The sequence below is a fragment of the Pantoea sp. SS70 genome, from assembly GCF_029866845.1.
Lineage (GTDB): Bacteria > Pseudomonadota > Gammaproteobacteria > Enterobacterales > Enterobacteriaceae > Pantoea > Pantoea leporis.
In genome coordinates this window covers 1,020,914-1,045,073 of sequence record NZ_CP117199.1, presented here as the reverse complement: position 1 = coordinate 1,045,073, position 24,160 = coordinate 1,020,914, and the positions used below count along the sequence as shown (strand labels likewise).

Annotated in this window: 22 protein-coding genes; 7 read left to right on the top strand and 15 right to left on the bottom strand. The window is 55.5% G+C overall.

Annotated elements, in window-relative coordinates:
• The first annotated feature begins 12 nt into the window (after positions 1 to 12).
• Both dxs and PO881_RS04690 read left to right on the top strand, forming a co-directional pair.
• Positions 13 to 1,878, top strand: coding sequence for a 1-deoxy-D-xylulose-5-phosphate synthase (gene dxs, locus PO881_RS04695; protein WP_101762438.1), 1,866 nt, complete (start codon positions 13 to 15; stop codon positions 1,876 to 1,878).
• 91 nt (positions 1,879 to 1,969) lie between these two features.
• Complete coding sequence (locus PO881_RS04690) at positions 1,970 to 2,944, top strand: aldo/keto reductase (RefSeq protein WP_192414018.1); 975 nt, start codon at positions 1,970 to 1,972, stop codon at positions 2,942 to 2,944.
• 166 nt (positions 2,945 to 3,110) lie between these two features.
• Here the strand turns inward: PO881_RS04690 and thiL are convergent, their stop codons facing one another.
• The 5 genes from thiL to nrdR form a co-directional block, all read right to left on the bottom strand.
• A complete protein-coding gene (gene thiL, locus PO881_RS04685) occupies positions 3,111 to 4,088 on the bottom strand; it encodes a thiamine-phosphate kinase (RefSeq protein WP_101762440.1) in 978 nt (325 codons plus the stop codon).
• A 46-nt stretch (positions 4,089 to 4,134) separates the two neighbouring features.
• Positions 4,135 to 4,554 (bottom strand): transcription antitermination factor NusB, encoded by a 420-nt coding sequence (gene nusB, locus PO881_RS04680; protein ID WP_007887007.1) that lies wholly within the window; start codon positions 4,552 to 4,554, stop codon positions 4,135 to 4,137.
• A 19-nt stretch (positions 4,555 to 4,573) separates the two neighbouring features.
• Positions 4,574 to 5,044 carry a 6,7-dimethyl-8-ribityllumazine synthase gene (gene ribE, locus PO881_RS04675; protein WP_007887008.1) on the bottom strand — a complete coding sequence of 157 codons (471 nt, stop codon included), beginning with the start codon at positions 5,042 to 5,044 and terminating at the stop codon, positions 4,574 to 4,576.
• Positions 5,045 to 5,134: 90 nt separating this feature from the next.
• Entirely contained in the window at positions 5,135 to 6,238 is a 1,104-nt protein-coding gene (gene ribD, locus PO881_RS04670; RefSeq protein ID WP_192414017.1) for a bifunctional diaminohydroxyphosphoribosylaminopyrimidine deaminase/5-amino-6-(5-phosphoribosylamino)uracil reductase RibD, read from the bottom strand.
• A gap of 3 nt (positions 6,239 to 6,241) precedes the next feature.
• Positions 6,242 to 6,691 (bottom strand): transcriptional regulator NrdR, encoded by a 450-nt coding sequence (nrdR, locus tag PO881_RS04665; protein WP_008103978.1) that lies wholly within the window; start codon positions 6,689 to 6,691, stop codon positions 6,242 to 6,244.
• Between the two features lie 205 nt (positions 6,692 to 6,896).
• On the opposite strand from nrdR, the gene lysM reads away from it, so the two are divergent.
• Both lysM and PO881_RS04655 read left to right on the top strand, forming a co-directional pair.
• A complete protein-coding gene (gene lysM, locus PO881_RS04660; protein ID WP_101762442.1) occupies positions 6,897 to 7,337 on the top strand; it encodes a peptidoglycan-binding protein LysM in 441 nt (146 codons plus the stop codon).
• A gap of 14 nt (positions 7,338 to 7,351) precedes the next feature.
• Positions 7,352 to 7,912, top strand: coding sequence for a DUF3251 domain-containing protein (locus PO881_RS04655; protein WP_280172522.1), 561 nt, complete (start codon positions 7,352 to 7,354; stop codon positions 7,910 to 7,912).
• Between the two features lie 58 nt (positions 7,913 to 7,970).
• On the opposite strand, the gene secF is transcribed toward PO881_RS04655, so the two are convergent.
• From secF to queA, 5 genes are read right to left on the bottom strand one after another with little or no spacing between them, the layout of a single operon-like run.
• Positions 7,971 to 8,939 carry a protein translocase subunit SecF gene (secF, locus tag PO881_RS04650; protein ID WP_101762444.1) on the bottom strand — a complete coding sequence of 323 codons (969 nt, stop codon included), beginning with the start codon at positions 8,937 to 8,939 and terminating at the stop codon, positions 7,971 to 7,973.
• A 10-nt stretch (positions 8,940 to 8,949) separates the two neighbouring features.
• Positions 8,950 to 10,797, bottom strand: coding sequence for a protein translocase subunit SecD (gene secD / locus PO881_RS04645; RefSeq protein ID WP_101762445.1), 1,848 nt, complete (start codon positions 10,795 to 10,797; stop codon positions 8,950 to 8,952).
• A 25-nt stretch (positions 10,798 to 10,822) separates the two neighbouring features.
• The gene (gene yajC / locus PO881_RS04640; RefSeq protein ID WP_008103990.1) at positions 10,823 to 11,155 is read right to left on the bottom strand and encodes a preprotein translocase subunit YajC; all 333 of its coding nucleotides are present in this window, start codon (positions 11,153 to 11,155) and stop codon (positions 10,823 to 10,825) included.
• Between the two features lie 24 nt (positions 11,156 to 11,179).
• Positions 11,180 to 12,304: a tRNA guanosine(34) transglycosylase Tgt gene (gene tgt, locus PO881_RS04635; protein ID WP_061717469.1), complete on the bottom strand. Its 1,125-nt coding sequence runs from the start codon at positions 12,302 to 12,304 to the stop codon at positions 11,180 to 11,182.
• 34 nt (positions 12,305 to 12,338) lie between these two features.
• Complete coding sequence (gene queA, locus PO881_RS04630) at positions 12,339 to 13,409, bottom strand: tRNA preQ1(34) S-adenosylmethionine ribosyltransferase-isomerase QueA (RefSeq protein WP_210081249.1); 1,071 nt, start codon at positions 13,407 to 13,409, stop codon at positions 12,339 to 12,341.
• A 183-nt stretch (positions 13,410 to 13,592) separates the two neighbouring features.
• On the opposite strand from queA, the gene PO881_RS04625 reads away from it, so the two are divergent.
• The 3 genes from PO881_RS04625 to PO881_RS04615 all read left to right on the top strand — a co-directional run bounded on the left by PO881_RS04625 (position 13,593) and on the right by PO881_RS04615 (position 16,517).
• On the top strand, positions 13,593 to 14,174 hold the full coding sequence (locus tag PO881_RS04625; RefSeq protein ID WP_210081250.1) for an ACP phosphodiesterase: 582 nt from the start codon (positions 13,593 to 13,595) through the stop codon (positions 14,172 to 14,174).
• 92 nt (positions 14,175 to 14,266) lie between these two features.
• The gene (locus PO881_RS04620) at positions 14,267 to 15,517 is read left to right on the top strand and encodes a mechanosensitive ion channel family protein (RefSeq protein WP_192236718.1); all 1,251 of its coding nucleotides are present in this window, start codon (positions 14,267 to 14,269) and stop codon (positions 15,515 to 15,517) included.
• Positions 15,518 to 15,707: 190 nt separating this feature from the next.
• Positions 15,708 to 16,517: an inositol monophosphatase gene (locus PO881_RS04615; RefSeq protein ID WP_277974589.1), complete on the top strand. Its 810-nt coding sequence runs from the start codon at positions 15,708 to 15,710 to the stop codon at positions 16,515 to 16,517.
• 334 nt (positions 16,518 to 16,851) lie between these two features.
• On the opposite strand, the gene proY is transcribed toward PO881_RS04615, so the two are convergent.
• From proY to phoR, 5 genes are all read right to left on the bottom strand, one after another.
• The gene (proY, locus tag PO881_RS04610; RefSeq protein ID WP_101762450.1) at positions 16,852 to 18,207 is read right to left on the bottom strand and encodes a proline-specific permease ProY; all 1,356 of its coding nucleotides are present in this window, start codon (positions 18,205 to 18,207) and stop codon (positions 16,852 to 16,854) included.
• A gap of 67 nt (positions 18,208 to 18,274) precedes the next feature.
• The gene (brnQ, locus tag PO881_RS04605) at positions 18,275 to 19,594 is read right to left on the bottom strand and encodes a branched-chain amino acid transporter carrier protein BrnQ (protein WP_101762451.1); all 1,320 of its coding nucleotides are present in this window, start codon (positions 19,592 to 19,594) and stop codon (positions 18,275 to 18,277) included.
• A gap of 402 nt (positions 19,595 to 19,996) precedes the next feature.
• Positions 19,997 to 21,100, bottom strand: coding sequence for a cobalamin-independent methionine synthase II family protein (locus PO881_RS04600; protein WP_280172521.1), 1,104 nt, complete (start codon positions 21,098 to 21,100; stop codon positions 19,997 to 19,999).
• A 166-nt stretch (positions 21,101 to 21,266) separates the two neighbouring features.
• The gene (locus tag PO881_RS04595; RefSeq protein WP_280172520.1) at positions 21,267 to 22,193 is read right to left on the bottom strand and encodes a phosphate ABC transporter substrate-binding protein PstS family protein; all 927 of its coding nucleotides are present in this window, start codon (positions 22,191 to 22,193) and stop codon (positions 21,267 to 21,269) included.
• 656 nt (positions 22,194 to 22,849) lie between these two features.
• Entirely contained in the window at positions 22,850 to 24,160 is a 1,311-nt protein-coding gene (phoR, locus tag PO881_RS04590) for a phosphate regulon sensor histidine kinase PhoR (RefSeq protein WP_101762454.1), read from the bottom strand.

The window sequence follows — 24,160 nt, the reverse complement described above, 5'->3', positions numbered from 1 at the left end:
AATGAGTCTCTGATGAGTTTTGATATTGCAAAATACCCGACACTGGCGTTAGCCAACACGGTTCAGGAATTACGTTTATTACCGAAAGAAAAACTTCCGGAGCTGTGTGACGAACTGCGTCAGTATCTGCTGGATAGCGTGAGCCGATCTTCCGGCCACTTTGCATCGGGTCTGGGCGTCGTCGAGCTAACAGTGGCGCTGCATTATGTTTATAACACCCCCTTTGATCATCTGGTGTGGGACGTAGGCCATCAGGCCTATCCGCATAAAATCCTGACCGGACGCCGCGATCGTATCGGCACCATCCGCCAGAAAAATGGCCTGCATCCGTTCCCGTGGCGCGGTGAGAGTGAGTACGACGTGCTGAGCGTAGGTCACTCCTCCACCTCGATCAGCGCCGGGCTTGGCATGGCGGTTGCCGCCGAACGTGAAGGCAAAGGCCGTCGCACCGCCTGTATTATTGGCGATGGCGCGATCACCGCCGGCATGGCGTTTGAAGCCATGAACCACGCCGGTGACATCAAGCCGGACATGCTGGTGATCCTCAACGACAACGAGATGTCGATCTCCGAGAACGTGGGCGCACTCAACAATCGTCTGGCACAGATTCTCTCCGGGAAAACCTATTCACGCCTGCGCGAAGGCGGCAAGCGTGTATTGGGCGGTTTGCCGCCGATTAAAGAGCTGGTGAAGCGCACAGAAGAGCACCTGAAAGGCATGGTGGTGCCGGGTACGCTGTTTGAAGAGCTGGGCTTTAACTACATCGGCCCGGTAGATGGTCACGACGTGCTGACGCTGGTGAGCACGCTGAAGAACATGCGCGATCTGAAAGGTCCGCAGTTCCTGCACATCATGACCAAAAAGGGCAAAGGTTATGCCCCTGCGGAAGAAGATCCGATTACCTGGCATGCGGTACCGAAGTTCGATCCCGCCAGCCTGGCGCTGCCGAAAAGCGTGCCGGGCTTACCAAGCTACTCGAAGATTTTCGGCAACTGGCTGAGCGAAATGGCGGCTGACGATCCGCGCCTGATGGCGGTCACGCCAGCGATGCGCGAAGGCTCGGGCATGGTGAGCTACTCACGCGACTATCCGCAGCAATATTTTGATGTGGCGATTGCCGAGCAGCACGCGGTAACGTTCGCGGCGGGTATGGCGATTGGTGGTTACAAACCGGTTGTGGCGATCTACTCGACCTTCCTGCAGCGCGCCTACGATCAGCTGATCCACGATGTCGCCATCCAGAAATTGCCGGTGCTGTTTGCTATCGATCGCGGCGGTATTGTCGGCGCGGATGGTCAAACTCATCAGGGCGCATTTGATATCGCGTTCTTACGCTGCGTGCCAGAGATGGTGATCATGACGCCAAGCGATGAAAACGAATGTCGTCTGATGCTTTACACCGGATATCACTATCAGGATGGCCCAAGTGCGGTGCGTTACCCGCGCGGTACCGGCACCGGCGCAACGCTGGAACCGCTGGCTAGCTTGCCGCTGGGCAAAGGTATCGTGAAGCGTCGCGGCGAAAAGCTGGCGATCCTTAACTTCGGTACTTTGCTGCCAGAAGCCGCTGCCGCTGCGGAAGCGCTAAATGCCACGCTGGTAGATATGCGTTTTGTGAAGCCACTCGATGAAGCACTGATTGCCGAGCTGGCGGCCAGCCACGATTCGCTGGTTACGCTGGAAGAAGGCGCCATCAAAGGCGGCGCCGGCAGCGGCGTCAATGAGTACGTGATGGCAAAACGCCTGCGCGTGCCGGTGCTCAACCTCGGCCTGCCGGATGAGTTCATCCCACAAGGCACGCAGGAAGAAGTACGTCAGGATTATCAGCTGGATGCCGCCGGTATTCAGCAGCAAATCACTGACTGGCTCGCCCAGTAATCTGCCCGACTCGCTCACCGCCCGGTGAGCGAGCCTGCTGCTATGCTTAGGGAACGATTTCCCTCAAGCATAAGAGCAGGAGCCCAAATAGATGAAAACCATTCCCCTAGGCCAAACCGACTTACAGGTTTCACGTCTCTGTTTAGGCTGCATGACTTACGGCGATCCCACGCGCGGCAATCACGCGTGGACGCTGCCTGAAGAGAGCAGCCGACCGTTGATCAAGCAGGCGCTGGAAGCCGGCATCAACTTCTTCGATACCGCTAACAGCTATTCCGATGGCAGCAGCGAAGAGATTGTGGGCCGGGCGCTGAAAGATTTTGCCCGCCGCGATCAGGTTGTGGTCGCCACCAAGGTCTATTTTCCGCTGAGTAATCTGTCACAAGGCTTGTCGCGCCAGAATATCTTGCAATCGATTGATGACAGCCTGACGCGCCTTGGTATGGAGTATGTCGATCTGCTGCAGATTCACCGCTGGGATTACGCCACGCCGATTGAAGAGACGCTGGAAGCGCTGCATGAAGTGGTGAAATCCGGCAAGGCGCGTTACATCGGCGCATCATCAATGCACGCATCGCAGTTTGCTCAGGCGCTGGAACTGCAAAAGCAAAATAACTGGGCGCGCTTTGTCAGCATGCAGGATCAGTACAACCTGATTCAGCGTGAGGAAGAGAATGACATGCATCCGCTGTGTCAGCGCGAAGGGATCGCGGTGCTGCCGTGGAGCCCGCTGGCGCGCGGTAAACTCACGCGTCCATGGGGCGAAACCACCGCACGTTCGGTATCGGATAATGTGATGGAGAAGCTGTATACCGGCACCGAAGAGAACGATGCGGCAATTGCCGAGCGTCTGGCTAATGTAGCCGCCGATAAAGGCGTGACGCGCGCGCAGGTGGCGCTGGCGTGGCTATTACATAAACCGGCGGTCACCGCGCCGATCATTGGCGCTTCGCGCGAGCAACAGTTCGCCGAGTTGGTGAAAGCGGTGGATGTTGAATTGAGTGAGAATGAGATTGCCGAGCTGGAAACGGTATATCAACCGCATCCGATGGTGGGGTTTGAGTAAGGTAGACCATTCCCCTCACCCCAGCCCTCTCCCGCAAGCGGGCGAGGGAGCAGTATCTGCAGTACCCACCTAATCGTTCCTTCTCCCACTTGTTGGAGCAGAACGAGCAGTCCCTACCTAATTGTCCCCTCTCCCACTTGTGGGAGAGGGTTAGGGTGAGGGCAATTTACTTCGCGCCGAAGTGATCAAACCCTTTCACATCTACACTGCGCGGCTTGCCGTTCTCCAGCAAACTCAGCCCTTCCGATTCGGGTGCAATCTGCCCAATACAGGTATAAGGCACACCAAAATGGCCGAGCGCCACGTCAATCGCGCCACGGTTCACTTCTGGCACGGTAAAGCACAGCTCGTAATCTTCGCCGCCGCTCAACGCCCATTTCAGCACCAGTTCAGGCTCGAAGTGATCGCGCAGGGCCGCTGAAAGCGGTAACGCGTCGAGATTGATGCGAGCGCCAACGCGGCTGGCGGTCAGCACATGGCCGAGATCGGAAATCAGGCCATCAGAGATATCGATCGCCGAGGTTGCCAGACCGCGCAGCGCCTGGCCTTGCAGCACGCGCGGCATTGGACGCAGATGGCGTTTGATCAACGCTTCGTGCACCGCCGGATCGTTCAGGCGATGGCGATGCTGCAGCAGCGATAAACCGGCCGCGCTGTCACCCAGGGTGCCGGTGACGAAAATCCAGTCGCCTGGCTTCGCGCCCGAACGTTTCAGCGCCCTTCCCACTGGCACTAAACCGTGAATGCCGAGCGTCATGCTCAGCGGTCCGCGCGTGGTATCGCCACCAATCAGCTGCATATCGTAATAATCCAGCAGCTCAAACAGGCTGTCGCTAAAGGCCGCCACCCACGGTTCATCAATTTCAGGCAGCGTTAATGCCAGCGTCAGCCAGGCCGGATCGGCGCCCATGGCGGCTAAATCGCTGAGATTAACGGCGACGGCTTTGTAGCCGAGATCGGCGGGATGGATATCACGTAAGAAGTGGACGCCTGCAACCAGCGTGTCGGTGCTGATGGCAAGTGTCTGTTTTTCTGGCACGTTAAGTAACGCGCAGTCGTCACCAATTCCTTTCTCCACATCGCGGCGGGAGCTGGTGACGCGGTTAAAGTAACGTGCAATCAGTTCGAATTCACCACAAGACATAAGTCAGGTCTCAATGAGAAAAAGGCCGGATAACCGGCCTTTAACGCTATTTTTTGTTTGGTCGAATTTGCGGGGCAGCTTTGTCGAGCACACCGTTGACGAATTTGTGGCTGTCTTCAGCACCAAACACTTTTGCCAACTCGATGCCTTCGTTGATGGCCACTTTATAAGGCACATCAGAACGCTTGCTCAGCTCATACAGCGAAATACGCAGGATGGCTTTTTCTACCTGGCCCAGCTCTTCCAGCTGACGCGACAGGTAAGGCTTCATCAGACCGTCCAGGTACGCGCTGTTAGTCGCCACACCGGCCAGCAATTCGCGGAAATAGCTAATATCGACGTCTTTGACGTCTTGTTCCGCCAGAAACTGGTATTCCACATCGGCAATGTCGTTCTTAGACAGCTGCCAGGAGTAAAGCGCCTGGACAGCGCACTCACGGGCGCGACGACGAGCAGCAGGTTTCACAAAATTCCCCTTACAAAAATCAGGCTTTGATGGCTTTCAATACGTTGATCATTTCGAGTGCAGTCAGGGCCGCTTCGGCACCTTTATTACCTGCTTTCGTGCCGGCGCGTTCAATCGCCTGCTCGATATTTTCAGTGGTCAACACGCCGAAGGTCACCGGGATTTCGCTGGTCATCGCGACGTGCGCAATGCCCGAGCTGGCTTCACCGGCCACATATTCGAAATGTGCGGTGCCGCCACGGATGACAGTGCCCAACGCAACAATGGCGTCGTGCTTACCGGCTTTCGCCAGTGCGCGTGCTGCCAGCGGCAGTTCGTATGCACCTGGAACCCAGACAACGGTGATGTTATCTGCTTTCACCTGGCCGATGCGCTTAAGTGCGTCAATCGCGCCGTCCAGCAGGCTGTCATTAATGAAGTTGTTAAAACGCGCAATTACGATGGCAATGTTTGCATCAGGCGTGGCAACAGGAGCTTCGATAACTTTCATACATATCCTTTGGGTTGTTTTATGGCCCCGCAGAAGGGGGCGGATTCTATCATACTCTTTGGCGACGCGCTCAGGCTTTTCCGCGCGCTTTCAGCGCGGCGTCAGCGTCAGGCGCAGGTCCTCGCCAACCAGGCGCACATCGCTAAAATTCAGGGCCGGCGCATCGGCCAGCTGTTCCAGTCCGGGCAGCGTGCACAGGCCGCGTGCGGCATTCCCTAACAGCTTTGGCGCCATGTAAACAATCAGCTCATCCACCAGGCCCGCTTGCAGCAAAGCACCCGCTAATCCGGCACCCGCTTCCACCCACACGCTGTTGATCTGGCGCTGGCCGAGCAACATCATCATCGCGACCAAATCAAGCTGTTCACCACGCTGGGGCACCGCAATCTGGGTCACGCTGGCAGGCCACGCGTGTTGATCGGGCTCGCTGCGCATCAGCCAGGTTTCGCCTGGCTGGTCAATCAGTCGGTGCTGCGGCGTGACGCGCTGTTGGCTATCAATCACCACGCGCACCGGCTGGCGCAGCTGGCTTTCTTCGAGCTGCGCACGCACCTCTTCATTCAATTCACTCCAGCGTACCGTGAGCGACGGATTGTCCGCCAACACCGTGGCGCTGGTGCTAAGAATAGCTGAACTCTGGGCGCGTAAACGTTGCACATCGCGCCTTGCGGCCGCGGAGGTGATCCACTGACTTTCGCCACTCGCCATGGCGGTGCGGCCATCAAGGGATGCGCCGAGCTTCAGCTGGATCCACGGGAATCCGGTCCGCATACGTTTGAGAAAACCCCGGTTCAGCGCTTCCGCTTCGTTCATCATCAGGCCATGACTGACGTCGATGCCCGCCTGCTGTAAACGGTAGAGTCCACGTCCTGCCACCTGCGGATTGGGATCCTGCATCGCGGCGACCACGCGCGTCACGCCTGCGGCAATCAGCGCATCGCAGCACGGCGGCGTGCGTCCATGGTGGCTACAAGGTTCCAGCGTGACATACGCGGTTGCGCCAGCAGCTCGTTCGCCCGCCATACGCAGCGCATGCACTTCGGCATGCGGTTCGCCGGCGCGCTGATGCCAGCCTTCGCCGACAATCTCGCCCTCGCGCACAATCACGCAGCCGACGTTGGGGTTAGGTGTGGTGGTAAAGCGTCCGCGCCGCGCCAGTTCCAGCGCGCGCGCCATATAGCGTTCGTCAGTCATGGATTAGTCCTGTAGGCGGGCGATCTCTTCACCAAAATCGCGAATATCTTCGAAGCTGCGATAGACCGAGGCAAAGCGAATGTAGGCCACTTTATCGAGCTTTTTCAGCTCATCCATCACCAGATTGCCGATCAGTGCGCTTGGCACTTCGCGTTCACCGGTGGCACGCAGCTGAGTTTTAATATGATTGACCGCGCTTTCAACCGCATCGGCGCTGACGGGGCGTTTTTCCAGCGCCTTAATCATGCCGCTGCTGAGCTTGTCTTCATTGAAGGGTTCACGCACATCGTTGCTTTTTACCACGCGCGGCATCACCAACTCTGCCACTTCAAAGGTGGTAAAACGCTCATGACACACCAGACACTGACGACGGCGACGCACCGACGATCCTTCACTAACCAGACGAGAATCAATCACTTTGGTGTCCACAGCGGAGCAGAATGGGCAATGCATGAGGCTTCCTGATGCGAGATAAATAGGCCACACAGTGTAGCGCGATCGCGCCACAAAATGTATGTGTGTGGCACATAATGTGTGAATCCCCGTTTGTGACGTTAAGCCAAATGCAAGACATCACCTACATGACCAAAGGCAAAAAACCACTACGCTTAAAGAGCCGCCAGCAAGGCGGCCAACATCATAAAAATCTGGAGGATGTATGGGTCTGTTTGATTTCGTGAAAGATGCTGGAGAAAAACTGTGGGATGCCGTCAGTGGCGGCGGCGACGATGCCAGCAAGAAATTGCAGGATCACATCAACAAACTCGGTTTGCCCGACAGCGATAAGGTCAAGGTGGATGTCAAAGGCGATACCGTTACTGTGACTGGTGATGGCATCTCTCAGGAGTTAAAAGAGAAGATTCTGGTGGCCGCCGGTAACGTCGCGGGCATCACCAAGGTGGATGACAAGGTCACCGCCAGCGATGCCGCTACGCCCGCGAAATTCTATACCGTGAAAAAAGGCGATACCTTGAGTGCGGTATCGAAAGAGGTCTACGGAAATCCTAATGAATACAACAAGATTTTCGAGGCGAACAAGCCAATGCTGACGCATCCTGATAAGATCTACCCTGGCCAGGTTTTACGAATTCCCGAATAAAGAAAGGACATTGCATGACGATCAGGACGTTTTGGGCTCCGGCAGCACTCTCTTTGCTGGTTCTCAGTGGTTGCAGTTCAACGCCGGTTTCACCGCAGGTCAAAGAGTTGCATCAGGAGGTGAGTCAGCTTAATCAGCAGATGCGCAAGCTGACCAATCAGGCAACGGCGCTGGAGATTCAGGGACAGCTGAACAGCCAATCCACCCAGGGCGCGTGGCTGTTGCCGCAAGCCAATACGCCGGTGGAGTTACAGACGCAGCTAGGTAAATTGCGTTTGTCACTCTCGCAGGTGGCGGGTGAAGCCAGCGGCAGTCGCGCCAATCTGAATATCCGCTCAACCAATGATCAGCCGATTCCGGCACTGCGCGCGACCGTGGTATGGGGCGAAATGGATCCGGCCAGCGGCAAACCGCTTAACGCGGGCAGCCTGAGCCAGACCATCGAGGTTCCTGCACAGTTAATGCCGCGCAGTTCCGTTAGCGTACCGCTGCGACTCAGCGGGTTAACCCCGGAGCAACTCGGCTACGTGCGCGTGCACGATGTTGAGCCTCCAGCGACGAAAACCACGCCCTGATCGACAGGCATAAAAAAACGGGCTGCCAATGGCAGCCCGTTTACTTTCTGACTCCGCGTTACGGCAGAATCGAAGGCTGATCTGCGCCCTCTTTTTCCACTTTCTGTACCAGCATATGTTCACGCTTCATGCCGAGTTTCAGCGCCAGCGCTGAAGAGACATAAATCGATGAAATGGTACCAATGGTGACACCGATCAGCATGGTCAGTGAGAAACCTTTCAGCAACGCACCACCAAACACGAACAGGATCATGATCATCGCCAGCGTAGTGATGGAGGTGATCAAGGTACGGCTCAGCGTCTGGGTCAGCGACACGTTAGTGATGTCGTAAGAAGAACCGCGGCGGATCTTGCGGAAGTTCTCACGAATACGGTCGGAGACCACGATCTTATCGTTAAGCGAGTAACCAATGACCGACATCAATGAGGCGACAATCGTCAGGTCGATTTCGACGTGCGCCAGCGACAAAATGCCACAGGTGATGATCACATCGTGCGCCAGCGCCAGAACGGTGCCGAGCGCTAAACGCCACTCAAAGCGGAAGCCGATGTAGATCAAAATCGCAATCAGCGCTGACAGCAGCGCCATCGCACCGGCCTGCGCCAGATCGCTACCCACGCTTGGGCCAACGAACTCGATGCGTTTCACGGTAGCGTTCTGCTGCGTGGTCTGGCTAATGGAAGCCAGCACTTTATTGCCCAGTTCGGTGCCGGCATTGCCGGTGGCCGGAGGCATACGCACCATCACATCACGGCTGCTACCAAAGTTCTGCACCAGCGGCTCTTCAAAGCCCGCTTTCACCAAACCTTCACGCAGCGCGTCGAGATCCGCCGGTTTTTCCAGGTTAATCTCAATCACCGTTCCGCCGGTAAAGTCGAGGCCCCAGTTGAAGCCTCGCACACCGACAATGACGATAGATGCCACAATCAGCAGACCGGAGATGATGAAAGCCAGCTTATCCCAGCGCATAAAGTCGACGACTTTACGCCCGTGGTTTAGCTGCTCAATACTATATTCCTGTGCCACAACGCACTCCTCAGATAGACAGCTTGTTGATGCGTTTGCCGCCGTACACCAGGTTAACGATGGCACGGGTGCCGACGATAGCGGTAAACATTGAGGTTGCGATACCGATAGCCGTAGTAATCGCAAAGCCTTTGATTGAACCGGTACCGACCGCATAAAGAATGATCACTTTGATAAGCGTAGTGACGTTGGCATCGACGATACTGGAGAAGGCGCCTTTATAGCCTTCATGAATCGCCTGCTGTACCGATCGTCCGTTACGCAACTCTTCTTTAATACGTTCGTTAATCAACACGTTAGCATCGACCGCAACCGCCAGCGTCAGCACGATACCGGCAATACCCGGCATGGTGAGCGTCGCGCCTGGCAGCAGTGACATGATGCCGACAATCAGCACCAGGTTACACAGCAGCGCGCTGGTAGCGATAAGACCAAACTTCTTGTAGAACACCACCATGAACAGGATCGAAGCAATCAAACCCCACAGGCAGGCTTCGAGGCCTTGTGTGATGTTCTGCTGACCCATGGTTGGGCCGATAGTACGCTCTTCTACAATCTGGATTGGCGCAATCAACGCACCCGCGCGCAGCAGCAGCGACAGCTGACGTGCTTCGTTTGCATTATTGATACCGGTGATACGGAAGCTGTTACCGAGGCGCGACTGGATGTTCGCCACGTTAATCACTTCTTCCTGTTTCACCAAAATCGACCGGCCGTTGGCATCTTTCTTACCACTGTCTTTGTACTCCACAAACAGGGTCGCCATCGGCTTACCGATGTTGTCCTTAGTGAAGTTGGACATCATGTTGCCGCCCGCGCCATCCAGTGAAATGTTCACCTGCGGCTGGTTGTACTCATCCATGCTCGACGTGGAATCAGTGATGTGATCACCGGTCAGAATCACACGCTTGTACAGCACCACTGGCTGCCCGTCGCGGGTTTTCTTCACTTCCGAATCGCCGGGCACACGGCCGCTGGCCGCTGCGGTTGGATCCACGCTGGTGTTCACCAGACGGAATTCCAGCGTGGCGGTAGCGCCCAGAATCTCTTTGGCGCGCGCGGTGTCCTGGATACCCGGCAGTTCCACCACGATGCGGTCAGAACCCTGACGCTGCACCAGCGGTTCGGCAACGCCGAGCTGGTTCACACGGTTACGCAGAATGGTGATGTTTTGCTGCACCGCATATTCACGCGCTTCGCTCAGGCGCGCATCGCTCATCACCGCACGCAGCGCATCGCTGCCCTGGCTTGAGATCACCAGATCGCGGTGGCGAGTAGACAAGTAGCTGATTGCCGCGTCACGGCTGGCGCCGTCACGGAAACGCACTTCTACGCCATAGTTCGCGATTTTATTAACGGTGGTATACGGAATGCTTTTGTCGCGCAGATCGCTGCGCAGGCTGTCGGCGTTCTGCTCTTGCAGTTTGCCCAGAGCCGTATCCATATCCACTTCCATCAGGAAGTGAACGCCGCCGCGCAGATCAAGACCGAGTTTCATCGGTTCCGCGGACAGCATGCTCAGCCAGCGAGGCGTTGCCGGCGCAAGGTTAAGGGCCACAATGTAGTCTTCGCCCAGCGCGCTGGTGAGTGCATCACGCGCGCGCAGCTGTCCATCCTGCGTTGCAAAGCGGGCCAGAATGGCACCATTTTCCAGAGCGAGGGATTTGCTCTCGATATTGTCTTGTTTTAATACGGTCTGGATCTGATCCAACGTTTGCTCACTGGCGGCGCCACCGCGCGCACCAGTGATCTGAACGGCCGGATCCTCACCATAAAGGTTAGGAAGCGCATAGAGCAGGCCGACGAGAATCACGACGACCAGCATGATGTACTTCCACAAAGGATAACGGTTTAACACGGCAGTTCCCTTCGGGAAGAAAAAATTACAGCGCCTTCAAAGTACCTTTCGGCAGAACGGCGGCCACGAAATCACGTTTAACAACTACTTCAGTGGTGTCGTTCAGGGCAATAGAAACATAGCCAGTTTCTGCCACTTTGGTCACACGGCCAACTAAACCACCGCTGGTCAGCACTTCATCACCTTTAGAGATGGAATCCATCAGTTTCTTGTGATCTTTAGTACGCTTCTGCTGCGGACGCAGAATCATGAAGTAGAAGATCAGACCAAATACCACCAGCATGATCACCAGAGAATACGGACTTCCCTGAGACGGTGCGCCTGCTGCGGCTACGGCGTCAGAAATGAAAAAGCTCATTAAATTTCCCTCATTGATGAATTATCAGACGTTCAGCGGAGGAACCGCCTTCCCCGTCCGTTGGTAGAACTCGCTAACAAAGTGCTCTAATTTACCCTCTTCGATAGCCTTACGTAAACCGGCCATCAAACGCTGGTAATAGCGCAGATTGTGAATCGTATTCAGGCGTGCGCCCAGTATTTCGTTACAGCGATCAAGATGATGCAAGTAGGCGCGGCTATAATTGCGACAGGTGTAACAATCACACTCTGCATCCAGCGTTGCGGTGTCATCTTTATACCGGGCATTACGAATTTTCACCACGCCATCGGTAACAAACAGATGACCATTGCGCGCATTGCGCGTTGGCATAACGCAGTCAAACATATCGATACCGCGGCGAACGCCTTCCACCAGATCTTCTGGCTTGCCGACGCCCATCAAATAACGCGGTTTGTCTTGCGGAATTTGCGGACAGACGTGCTCCAGGATTCGGTGCATGTCCTCTTTAGGTTCACCCACCGCCAGGCCGCCCACAGCGTACCCATCAAAGCCAATCTCTACCAGACCTTTAACCGAGACATCTCGTAAATCTTCGTAAACACCGCCCTGAATAATGCCGAATAATGCATTTTTATTGCCGAGTGAATCGAAGCGATCGCGGCTGCGTTGTGCCCAGCGCAACGACATCTCCATCGAACGTTTGGCGTAATCCCAATCCGCCGGATACGGCGTACATTCGTCGAAGATCATCACCACGTCAGAACCGAGATCGAACTGAATTTCCATCGACTTTTCCGGATCGAGGAAAATCGGATCGCCGTTGATCGGGTTACGGAAGTGCACGCCCGCTTCGGTGATCTTACGGATATCGCCAAGGCTGAACACCTGGAAGCCGCCGGAATCGGTAAGGATCGGTCCTTGCCAGTTCATGAAATCGTGCAGGTCGCCGTGCAGTTTCATGATCTCCTGACCTGGGCGCAGCCACAGGTGGAAGGTGTTGCCGAGCAGGATTTGCGCGCCGGTCTCTTTCACTTCCTCCGGCGTCATGCCTTTCACCGTGCCGTAAGTGCCCACGGGCATAAATGCTGGGGTTTCAACAACGCCACGATCAAAGACCAGACGGCCACGGCGCGCGCGCCCGTCGGTAGTATCTAATTCAAATTTCACATTAACCTCTGATCAGAGAAACAGTCTGATTCAATTATGCGCCGACGCTTTCGTCAGGCGCTTGTGGATTACGGGTGATGTACATCGCATCCCCGTAGCTAAAGAAACGGTACTGCTCTGCCACCGCGCTGTGATAAGCCGCCATGGTGTGCTGATAACCAGCAAAGGCCGAAACCAGCATAATCAGGGTCGATTCCGGCAGATGGAAGTTGGTGATCAGCGCATCGATCACCTGATAGTGATAGCCGGGATAGATGAAAATCTGTGTGTCATCGAAGAAGGGTGCAATCAGCGCATCCTGGCTGGCCTTCGCGGCGCTCTCCAGCGAACGTACTGAGGTGGTGCCCACGGCGACCACTTTGTTGCCGCGTGCTTTACACGCCAGCACCGCATCCACCACATCCTGCGGCACTTCCGCGTATTCGGCATGCATGATGTGATCCTCGATGGTTTCAACGCGCACTGGCTGGAAAGTCCCGGCACCGACGTGCAGCGTGACAAACGCCATCTCGACGCCTTTAGCTTTCAGCGCTTCCAGCAGCGGCTCGTCAAAGTGCAAACCGGCGGTCGGTGCGGCGACGGCGCCGGGACGCACGCCGTACACGGTCTGGTACAGCTCACGGTCAGCATCTTCATCCGGACGATCAATATACGGCGGCAGCGGCATATGGCCGACGCTGTTGAGAATATCCAGCACCGCGCGATCGTCTTCGAAGGCGATCTCAAACAGTGTGTCATGGCGCGCCACCATCGTGGCTTTGACACTTTCGTCATCGCCTAGCAGCAGCGCTGCGCCCGGCTTGGGCGCTTTGGAGGCGCGCACGTGCGCCAGCACGCGCTTATCGTCCAGCATGCGCTCAACCAGCATCTCGATTTTGCCGCCGCTGGCTTTACGCCCAAAGACGCGCGCCGGAATCACGCGGGTGTTGTTGAACACCAGCAGATCGCCCGGATTGAGCTTATCCATCACGTCTGTAAATACGCCGTGGCTTAACGCGCCGCTTGGACCATCCAGCGATAGCAAGCGGCAACCGCTTCGCTGCGCCTGCGGATAGTGGGCGATTAAGGATTCTGGCAACTCAAAGGTAAAATCGGCTACGCGCATGCTTCACTTCTTCAGGACTTAAAATCAGGCGGCATAGTCTAGCGGAAAAGCGGCAAATTCTGAACAACTGGCTGCGCTTCTGTGATTCTGCGAATACACAAAATAATTCGAGGTGCAGGCAGGCGGCAAACGAGAGCAGCCCACGCACCTGTAACTTGATGTATGACGTGTATATAATGCGCCATGAACTTTCTCGCTCACCTTCACCTGGCGCAGCTGGCTAACAGCTCTCTGCTGGGCAATCTCATGGCCGATTTCGTGCGCGGCAACGTGCAATCACAATGGCCTGCACCGGTGGTGGATGGCATTGCCATGCATCGTCGCCTCGACGTCCTGACCGATAACCTGCCCGAAGTGCGGATTGCGCGTGCGCTGTTTCGTCCGGAAACGCGCCGCGTGGCCCCCATCACGCTCGACGTGATTTGGGACCATTTCCTCGCGCTGCACTGGGATAAATTCAACCCAACGCAGTCGCTGGTGGCATTTACCGCGGCGGCTGAACAAAACATCGTGCCGCAGCTGGCGGGCACGCCGGAAGGTTTCATTGAGCTGAACGCAGTGATGTGGCGCGAACGCTGGTTTGAGCACTATGCCGAACCAACGCGGCTGGCACGCGTGCTCAACGGCATGGCGCATCGCCGTCCGCGCTTAGCCGCGCTGCGCGACTCCTATCAGGATTTTGTTGATCACTACGAGCAACTTAAGCCGCTATTCTTCCAGTTTTATCCGCGCTTAATGGCCGCCGCGCGCGCGCAGGAATTGTAATATTAGGTAATTCAAGACCCGTCTGTTGGACGGGAAATTTCCCATCACCTACCCTGCGTGACCTTAATCTTCGTCACACTCAGGGAAATCTCATGCAGCATCTTATTGCCAACCGGCTCGCAGAAGCCGGTCTTAGCTACACGCACATCCTGGCGTTGGGGATAGTGATTGCCATAATCTTTGCCATCTCACTGCTTACTCACGCCATTCTGCACCGCGCTATCTTGCCGCTGCTGCGTCGCTACACCGAGAAAAGTAGCCGTCAGTGGCCAAAAGCGCTGATTAACAGTCGCCTGTTTAGCCGCAGCGTCTGGCTGATGCAAGGTGTGCTATTCAAATTACAGACTGAACTCTTCCTGCACGACAGTGCTCAGATCTATGCAGCGCTGCTGATTTTCGCCCAGCTGTGGATGATGATCTTCGCCCTGCTGATGTTGTTCTCCTTGCTGGATTTACTGCAGCAGCTCAGCGCGAACAGCATGCTGGCACAGCAATTGCCGCTGCGCGGTATTATCCAGAGCGTGAAATTGATCGCCGCCATTTTAATGGTAATCATGATTATTTCGCTGCTGTTGGGTAAATCGCCCGGCGTATTGATCACCGGACTCGGTGCCATGACCGCGGTGCTGATGCTGGTATTTAAAGATCCAATTCTGGGTCTGGTGGCCGGTATTCAGTTGGCGGCCAATAATATGCTGAAAATGAATGACTGGCTGGAAATGCCGAAATATGGTGCAGACGGTGCGGTCATCGATATTTCTTTAACCACGGTAAAAGTGCGCAACTGGGATAACACCATTGTTACCATTCCCGCTTACGCCTTAATTTCCGACTCCTTTAAAAACTGGCGCGGCATGTCGGAATCCGGTGGGCGTCGCATTAAGCGCAGCATTCATATTGATACCACCAGTATTGGCTTCCTTGATGATGCCATGATGCAGCAGCTGAAAAGTGCGCATCTGCTGGCACCGTATCTGGATAGCAAAAGCGAAGAAGTGGCCGCATGGAATGCGCAACTGGGCTGTGATTTAGATTCACCACTCAACGGTCGCCGCCTGACGAATATCGGTACCTTCCGCGTCTGGCTGCAGAGCTGGCTGGAGCAGCATCCGCGTATTCATCAAGAGATGACGTTAATGGTGCGGCAGTTAGCGCCAGGTGAAAACGGTTTGCCGCTGGAAGTGTATGTATTCACCAACACCACGGTGTGGAAAGAGTACGAGAATATTCAAGCGGATATCTTTGACCATATTTACGCGGTGCTACCTACTTTTGGTCTGCGCGTCCATCAATCGCCAACCGGTAATGACATGCGTCAAATTGGCGTAAGAACCCGCCATTAAGGCTTCATCCCGTATTACCCGCCAGTAAGAAGAAAAATTTCACTGGCGGGCTTTTCCCCCTCTTGTCACGCGCAGCCATCTGCGGCTTAATGAAGCCTTTCTTAACTTTTGTTAACTTCGTCACACAGCCAATACGCCATTTTTGGCGTCTGTTGTTGCTTCGCCAGCCTGAAAATCATAAGAGGGAAAGATGTCATCAGCTTCGCTTACCGAACTCGACGCACGTTATCATTTCGCCTGTGATGTTGCCAAAACCGCCGCCAGCCGGGCTCTATCCTGGTATCAGCAACGTCATCAATTAGTGGTTGAGCATAAGAAAGATCTGCAGGATGTGGTCAGCGAAGCCGATCGCAACGTTGAGGCATTGGTCAAGCATCTGATCCACGAACGCTTTCCTGACGATGCGGTGTTGGGTGAAGAGAGCGGTGGCAATACTGCTGGCGCACGCTTTATCTGGGTGCTCGATCCGATTGATGGCACCAGCAGCTTTCTTAACGGCTTGCACAACTGGTGCGTATCGCTGGCGATCGTTTGTGAAAACGAAGCGGTGATTGGTGTGGTGTGCGATCCCAATCATCATGAAACCTTTCACGCCTGCCGCGGCAAAGGTGCTTGGGTTAATGATAAGCGCATTCAGGCGCACAGCGCGCAGCAGCTCGATCAGGGATTGCTTGGTCTGAGCAGCTCCAACAGCCAACCGATTGAACCGCTGACCACTTTTATCAGCGCATTACTGGCGCAGGGCGGCATGTTTATCCGCAACGGCTCGGGGGCGTTGATGAGCGCATGGGCGGCGGCCGGTCGCTTAATTGGTTACTACGAAGCGCATATGAATCCGTGGGATGGCTTGCCGGGCATTGTGCTGATGCGCGAAGCGGGCGGCATTACCAACGATTATCTGGCTAATCACGGCTTGCAGAACGGCAATCCGGTGTTGCTGGCTAATGCGGTGATTTATCCGCAGCTGAGAGCGCTGCTGCCTGGGCATTTATCGTTATAATTTCCGTAATCGGTTAAGTTCGTTAATTTATGCGAACTTAACCTTCATGCAAAATTACTTAAGCGCGCTGTAAGTAATATTCTATTCCGAAGTGAGAATTTTCTCTTTTTTTCTTAAACATCCCGGCATCAATAAAAATACGATATGCTGCGCAAGTCAAACATCCCTTAGTAATACTTATTTTCTCCTTTTTTGTTGTTCTTTTTCGGCGCCAGGATGCGCCGAGATATTTTTTGGCATTTTATTATTTAGGGATAGCGTGATTATTTTTTTATATTATGTTTAATCGTCATCGATAAAAAAGGTCGCCATCAATGGCGACCTTACAATATCATCAGCTTTTACGCTTTTTCACTAGCGGCCACGCCAGTAATAGCAGCGCAATCCACGCAAAACCAACGTACAGCGACACGCGCGTATCCGGGAAGTAACCAATCAGCCCAATAATGAAGGCCAAGAACAGCACGCCGAACCATGCGGTAGCGCTACCGCCCGGCATGGCAAAATCAAGCTTACCGGCTTGCTCTTTGCCAATCTTGCGGCGGAAGGCGATCTGCGACAGCAGAATCATGATCCACACCCAAACGGTAGCAAAGGTCGCCAGCGAGGCGATCACCAGGAACACTTTCTCTGGCATCAGGTAGTTGAGATACACCGCAATCAGCATCGCCAGCATCATCACCAAAACGGTCACCCACGGAATTCCGCGATTCGAAACCTTCTGGAATACCTTCGGTGCGTGGCCCTGTTGCGCCATGCCGTGCAGCATACGCCCCACGCCAAACACATCGCTGTTAATCGCCGACAGCGACGCCGTCAGCACCACGAAGTTAAGAATTGATGCCGCCGCCGCAATACCCAAATGCTGGAAGGTCAGCACGAACGGACTGCCAGAAGTGCCCACCTGATTCCATGGATAAATCGACATGATGACGAACAGCGTACCAACGTAGAATACCAGAATACGCATCGGTACGGAGTTGATGGCGCGTGGAATCGAGGTCTTCGGATCTTCCGCTTCACCGGCAGTAATCCCGATAATCTCAATGCCGCCGTAGGCAAACATCACCATCTGCAGTGACAGCAGCATGCCGACAATGCCGTGCGCGAAGAAGCCGCCGTTGGTCCACAGATTGTGAATGCCGGTCGGCTGGCCGCCGTTGCCGATGCCCCAGAAAATCATGCCGAAGCCGGCGAGAATCATGATGATGATGGTGGCGACTTTGAAAAAGGAGAACCAGAACTCCACTTCGCCAAAGACTTTCACGCTCATCAGGTTGATGGCGCCGATAATCAGCACCACGCTCAGCACCCAAATCCAGTGCGGCACATCGGGGAACCACACGCCCATGTAGATACCAAAAGCCGTTACGTCGGCAATCGCCACAATCAGGATTTCAAAACAGTAGGTCCAGCCGGTGATGTATCCGGCCAGCGGGCCAAGATAATCCTGCGCATAGCGCGAGAATGAGCTGGCCTGCGGGTTGTTGACCGACATTTCCCCCAACGCACGCATGATGATGTACGCCACCGCACCGCCGATGATGTACGCCAGCAGCACGCTTGGACCCGCCATTTTGATGGCATCTGCCGAGCCGTAAAACAGCCCGGTGCCAATCGCCGATCCCAGCGCCATAAAGCGAATGTGGCGCGTGCTCAGTCCGCGTTTGAGCTTATTGGTTTCTTGCATAACACTCAGTACCTTGAAAATGAAAAACCACGGGCAAGCCCGTGGTTGGAATTAACAGCAATGTCGCTTACTGATGAACTGCGACCTGCTCACGTCCTTTTGCCCGATCAACTACCGCGGCAATCACCAGCATCGCCAGCGATGGCGGCAACCAGGAAAGTCCCTGATCGGCCAGCGGCAAATGCTGACTGAACAGCGGCAACACATCTTTAAAGCTGGTGGTTTTGATGGCATCAACGATACCGAACAGCAGGCTTACCAGCATGGTCGGCGCGATAATACGCGAACTTTTGTTCCAGAACTTCAGCGTGAAGCTCAGCACAACCAGCACGATGCATGGCGGATAAATCGCCGTCAGCACCGGAATCGAAATCTGAATCAGATGGCTCAGACCGAGATTCGACACCACCATCGAGAACAGACCCAGAATAAATACCAGCGTTTTATACGACAGCGGAACATATTGCGCAAAGAATTCTGCACAGGCGCAGGTCAGGCCCACCGCCGTCACCATGCAGGCGACGAAGATCAGTGCCGCAAGGAAGAAGCTGCCCATGCCGCCGAAGGTCTGCTGCACGTAAGCATGCAGAATCTCAGCACCGTTCGCGCTTTGCGCCACCAATGCGCCGCTATCGTTACCGAGTTTGAACAGCGTCAGGTAAATCAGCGTCAAACCGATACCGGCGATGATGCCCGCCAGCATGGTGTAGCGCGTCAGCAGTTTGGCATCTTCAACACCGCGTGAGCGCGCCGCATTGACGATGACGATACCGAACACCAGCGCTCCCAGCGTATCCATGGTCAGATAACCATTAACGAAACCGCTGGAGAAGGCGGCACGCTGATACTCTTCGGTGCCCGGCGAAACGCCACCGGCCGGCCAGATCAGCACGGCAACGCCGAGCACAATCAGCGCCAGAATTTTCAGCGGAGCGAGGAAGTGGCCGACGGTATCCAGCAGTTTGCCCGGATACAGTGAGATGCCAATCACCAGCGCGAAGTAAATCAGGCTGTAAATGAACAGCGGCAGCGTGCCGTCGCCGGTCAGCGGTGCAATACCTACGGCAAAGGAAACGGTGGCGGTACGCGGCGTGGCAAACAGCGGGCCAACAGCCAGGTAACACACGGTCGCCAACAGCAAGCCTGCGGCTTTACCAATCGGCGAGCTCAGCGCATCAATGCCGCCGCCCACACGCGCCAGCGCGATGACGGTGATCACCGGTAAGCCAACAGCCGTAATCAGGAAGCCGAAAGCCGCAATCCAAACGTGTTCGCCAGACTGAATCCCCACCATCGGTGGGAAGATGATATTTCCTGCGCCAACGAACAGGGCAAACGTCATGAAGCCCAGCGCCAGGATATCCTTGGAGGTTAAACGATGTGTCATAAACTTCTGTACTGCCTGTAGCTGATGTTGCGGTGGAAGTTGAGTTCGTGTTGTCCTCTGGATGCGCTAAAACAAGGGCTTATCAGGCAAGACCAGCGTGTTATGCGGGACTAATCGTTAAAGCGCAGGTGATTTAATCTACTTTTCTTCTGTTCGCAGAGGGATAAATCGACAACGGCGCAAATTAGAACGTTTATAGCGAAGAAAGGCAATACAGGATCGAAAAACCAGAAGGATATAACAAGATAGTGGAAGAAAGCAGTGAATCACGGTGGAATAGCGGCAAAACACCTCAGATGATTTGCTAAATGTTTCCTCGATGCGAGAGATCTCTTTGCATAAATCAGCCTGCAGATGCACAAAAGGCGCGATTTACGCGCCTGTTTGGCTAACTTTACAGCATTACCAGACTGTTCTTGCTATATCGACCACCAGACGAATCTTCTGCCACTGCTGCTCTTCGCTCAGGCTGTTGCCCTCTTCGGTTGAGGCAAAGCCACACTGCGGGCTGAGGCAGATTTGATCAAGGCTCACGAACTGTGACGCTTCCTGCAAACGCGCTTTCACCTGCTGCGCATCCTCCAGCTCGCCGGTTTTGGTGGTGATCAAACCCAGCACCACTTGCTGATGACCCGGCTTGAGGAAGCGCAGCGGCTCAAAACCACCTGAACGTTCGTTGTCATACTCAAGGTAGAAAGCATCGATATTCACGCCGCCAAACAGCACTTCGGCGACCGGCTCATAGCCACCTTCGGAAATCCAGGTTGAGCGGAAGTTGCCGCGACAAACATGCAGCCCAACGGTCAGATCCTCTGGCTTACCTTCCAGTGCAGTATTCAGCACTTCAGCATAGATGCGCGCCAGTTCCTGTGGATCTTCACCACGCTCGCGGATCTGCTGCTGCTGTTCGGTTGAGCACAGATAGGCCCACACCGTGTCATCCAGCTGCAGATAACGGCAACCAGCCGCATAAAACGCTTTGATGGCGTCTTTGTAGGTCTGCGCCAGATCGGCGAAGTACTCTTTCAGATCGGGATACACCGTGGCATCGATCACCTTACGGCCACCGCGGAAGTGCAGCACGCTTGGGCTGGGAATGGTCATCTTGGCAACCGCATCGCCCGCCACGCTTTGCAGGAAGCGGAAGTGATCCAGCATCGGGTGTTGAGGATTAAAGGCCACTTTACCGGTGACTTTCACGCCGTGCGCTTTGGTCTGCACGCCGTTGAACTGAATGCCCTGCTCCGCTTCGAACAGCTCGACGCCGTGCAAATCGCCGAAGAAATCGAAGTGCCACCAAGCGCGACGGAATTCACCATCGGTAACGATCTGCAGGCCGTTGGCACGCTGCTGCTCCACTACATGGCGGATTTCGCGATCTTCAACCTGACGCAGTTGATCAGCGTTGATTTCGCCATTGGCAAACTGCACACGCGCCTGCTTGATGGCTGCGGGACGCAGAAAACTGCCGACGGTATCGGCGCGGAACGGGTTATGACGTGGCATTTTATCTCCTGGCTGAGCGCATAGTTGCGTCAGGGTATAATTTCGCTGGGTTATTTCAGCCATCTGGACGGCTATATGTCCATGAAGAATGCCACGCTGTTACCCTTTCGGCAACGGAAGAAAATTCAGCTTACATGAAACTATTTCATGTTCAGATGCACGTTCTTCAATTTCCCTCAATTGCCGCTCGCGCTTGCGCCATCTGGCTATCTGACAACGGCAGATAACCCGCTTCGCTCACCCGACGCTGACCTTGTGGCGATAACACCTGATGCAGAAAGGCATTCACCAGCGGCGGCAGCGGTTTGCCGGGTGCTTTGTTGACGTAGATATAAAGCGGGCGCGACCACGGATAGCGGCCGCTGCGAATCGATTCGGCATCCGGCATCACGCTGTCGCCGTTCGCCGTGACCACCGGTAGCATTTTCACGCCGCTGAGATGAAAGCCAAAACTGGCATAACCGATGCTGTTGGGCGTGGCGGCAACGGCTTGTACCACCGCCGCAGAGCCGGGGAATTCAGCGACATCAGCACGGAAATCACCTTTGCACAGCGCCTGCTGCTTAAAGAAGCCCCACGTTCCCGACGCCGAGTTGCGGCCATAGCGCTGGATGCTGCGCGTGGCCCACTGGCCTTCGCTCAGGCCGAGATCGCCCCAGCGCTGCGGCACCTGTTGCCCGCCGCACAGACGCGTGATGGAGAACAGCGCATCGAGTTGTTGCGGCGCGATGCGCGGCAGTGGATTGTCCTGATTAACCACTACCACCAGCGCATCCATCGCCACCGGCACCGCCAGCGGCGGATAGCCGTAGCGCGCGGTAAAAAGTTGACGTTCGTCGATCTGCATCGGCCGGCTCATCGCGCCCAACTGGGCAGCACCTGCCGCCAGCGCGGTCGGCGCAGTAGAAGATCCCGCCGCCTGCACCTGAACGTTGACCCCCGGCGACTGGCGGCTGAAATCCTCGCCCCATAACGTCATCAGATAACCCAGCGTATCCGATCCAACGCTGCTCAGATTGCCGGTTAGCATGGTTTGTTGGCCGTGTGCCAAAGCAGAGCAAAGCAGCAAGAGGGAGATCAACAGCGATTTCATTGGCGATTCCGCAATTCAGTAAGACGCCTATTCTGGAGCGGTGCGATTTATCACGCAATACATTGCGTATGGGTTGTTAATGAGGCGGGAATTGGTCTCCATGAAGGCGTAATGCTTGTCAATTAAACCAACGACGAGTGCGCAGGCCGGGGTCACTTTTGGTCCGGCGGTCCTCACGCCGCTTACGCGATACCTTCACTTCGCTCGTCTGCCTGACGGACCGGCGGAGACGGGACTTCCTTGTCCCGGCTCCGCCTTTCGCCCGCGTCCTGCGGGCTCTTCTGGCTTCCTCGCTTCGTTCAGCGCTGCGGATTGCCTGCCCAAAAGTGCCCCCGGCCTGCTCATAAGCTTCAGTGCGTGTTGTTGAAAAGGACTCATTCGCTTCAGGCGCTGGCGCGTCTGCTGCGGCAAAAGGGCCATTCGCAGCGCTGAGACTTTTACGTTGGGCCAGGAGCCTCGCGCATGGATGCGCGAGGCAGTTCGGGGTCGGCCAGGGAAGGCCGATCCGCGAACGGTCCGTCGGCACAACGTGGAAGCCGAAGGTACCGCGCTAGCGGCGCGAGGACGGCCCGTGACGCAGCAGATGTGTCAGCGCCCGCACCAAAAAGGCTTTATTAACTGACAAGTATGACGCCATGAATAGCGATCCTACAACCTTAATTAACCCGCTCTTGCATCACGTTAGCCACAATCAAGCGTGGCGGCAGCAGGAAGCTGAAACAGGTTTCCTGATGCGGCACGCTGGTGATCTCCAGTCGCGCGTTGTGATGTCCCAACGCATGCTTCACGATCGCCAGCCCCAATCCGCTGCCGCCGGTGGCGCGCGAACGCGCTTTATCCACGCGATAGAAACGCTCGGTGAGGCGTGGCAGATGCTGCTCGCTAATGCCCGGCCCGTCATCACACACCTTAAACTGCGCGCCTTGTTTGGTGCGCAGCCAGCTGATGTCGATGCGCGTGCCATCGGGCGTGTGATTCACCGCGTTATAGACCAGATTGGAAATGGCGCTACGTAGCTGCTCATCATTGCCGAACACTTTCAGATGCGGATCGGTATGGAAATGGATGGTGTGACGTCCCTGACTCAGCGTTTCCGCTTCACGCTGCAACAGCATCAGCATGCCCGGCACATCAACCGTCTCTTTGAGATCGATGGCTGGCGCCGCTTCGATACGCGACAAGGTCAGCAACTGCTTCACCAGGCTGTCCATGCGGCGCGTCTGCTCTTGCATGGTATGCAACGCCTTGCTGCGCGTGCGCTCGTTCATCACCGAGTCGTCCATCATTTCCAGATAACCCTGCAATACCGTTAACGGCGTGCGCAGTTCATGACTGACGTTAGCAAAGAAGTTGCGTCGCGCGCCTTCCAGCTGATGCATCTGGGTGACATCACGCGCCACCATCAGCCACTGACCTTCGCTGTAAGGCATCACGCGGAATTCCATATGACGCTGATTATTGAGGATCTGGGTCAGCGGCATGTCGAACTTGCGCTGGCGGATATAGCGGGAAAATTCAGGATAACGCAGCAAATTGAGGATGTTCTGGCCGTTATCTTCCGGCCAGCGCAAGCCAAGGTGCTGCTGCGCCAGGCCGTTGCACCAGAAAATAGTGCCCTCTTCGGTGGTCAGCACCACCGCATCCGGCAGCGATTCTGCCCCGCTGCGGAAACGTTTGATCAGATTGCCCAGCTCGCGGCGACGCCGCCGGTTGCGCAATTGCATCTGGTACAGGCCATAAAACAGCGGTTCCCAGCTGCCGCGTCCGGTGGGCGGCGTCATTGAACGATCGACCCACAGCCAGTGCGACAGACGCATCAGATTTCTGAAGTGCCAGAACATCACGCCGGTCACCGCAATCAGCAGCAGCCACGGCAGATATCCGAACAACAGACCCAACACCAGCGCAGGTAAACAGACCAGCGCCAGCTCGGTCAACAATCTCTTCCAGGAGAGTCGTTCCAGCAC

Excerpts from the sequence above, each read along its gene's own strand:
- queA (WP_210081249.1), bottom strand. The coding sequence starts at position 13,409 with ATGCGCGTAGCCGATTTTACCTTTGAGTTGCCAGAATCCTTAATCGCC.
- brnQ (WP_101762451.1), bottom strand. The coding sequence starts at position 19,594 with ATGACACATCGTTTAACCTCCAAGGATATCCTGGCGCTGGGCTTCATG.
- proY (WP_101762450.1), bottom strand. The coding sequence starts at position 18,207 with ATGCAAGAAACCAATAAGCTCAAACGCGGACTGAGCACGCGCCACATT.
- ribD (WP_192414017.1), bottom strand. The coding sequence starts at position 6,238 with ATGACTGACGAACGCTATATGGCGCGCGCGCTGGAACTGGCGCGGCGC.
- PO881_RS04600 (WP_280172521.1), bottom strand. The coding sequence starts at position 21,100 with ATGCCACGTCATAACCCGTTCCGCGCCGATACCGTCGGCAGTTTTCTG.
- yajC (WP_008103990.1), bottom strand. The coding sequence starts at position 11,155 with ATGAGCTTTTTCATTTCTGACGCCGTAGCCGCAGCAGGCGCACCGTCT.
- dxs (WP_101762438.1), top strand. The coding sequence starts at position 13 with ATGAGTTTTGATATTGCAAAATACCCGACACTGGCGTTAGCCAACACG.
- PO881_RS04620 (WP_192236718.1), top strand. The coding sequence starts at position 14,267 with ATGCAGCATCTTATTGCCAACCGGCTCGCAGAAGCCGGTCTTAGCTAC.
- PO881_RS04625 (WP_210081250.1), top strand. The coding sequence starts at position 13,593 with ATGAACTTTCTCGCTCACCTTCACCTGGCGCAGCTGGCTAACAGCTCT.
- thiL (WP_101762440.1), bottom strand. The coding sequence starts at position 4,088 with ATGTCTTGTGGTGAATTCGAACTGATTGCACGTTACTTTAACCGCGTC.
- PO881_RS04615 (WP_277974589.1), top strand. The coding sequence starts at position 15,708 with ATGTCATCAGCTTCGCTTACCGAACTCGACGCACGTTATCATTTCGCC.
- lysM (WP_101762442.1), top strand. The coding sequence starts at position 6,897 with ATGGGTCTGTTTGATTTCGTGAAAGATGCTGGAGAAAAACTGTGGGAT.
- PO881_RS04655 (WP_280172522.1), top strand. The coding sequence starts at position 7,352 with ATGACGATCAGGACGTTTTGGGCTCCGGCAGCACTCTCTTTGCTGGTT.
- PO881_RS04690 (WP_192414018.1), top strand. The coding sequence starts at position 1,970 with ATGAAAACCATTCCCCTAGGCCAAACCGACTTACAGGTTTCACGTCTC.
- ribE (WP_007887008.1), bottom strand. The coding sequence starts at position 5,044 with ATGAAAGTTATCGAAGCTCCTGTTGCCACGCCTGATGCAAACATTGCC.
- nrdR (WP_008103978.1), bottom strand. The coding sequence starts at position 6,691 with ATGCATTGCCCATTCTGCTCCGCTGTGGACACCAAAGTGATTGATTCT.
- PO881_RS04595 (WP_280172520.1), bottom strand. The coding sequence starts at position 22,193 with ATGAAATCGCTGTTGATCTCCCTCTTGCTGCTTTGCTCTGCTTTGGCA.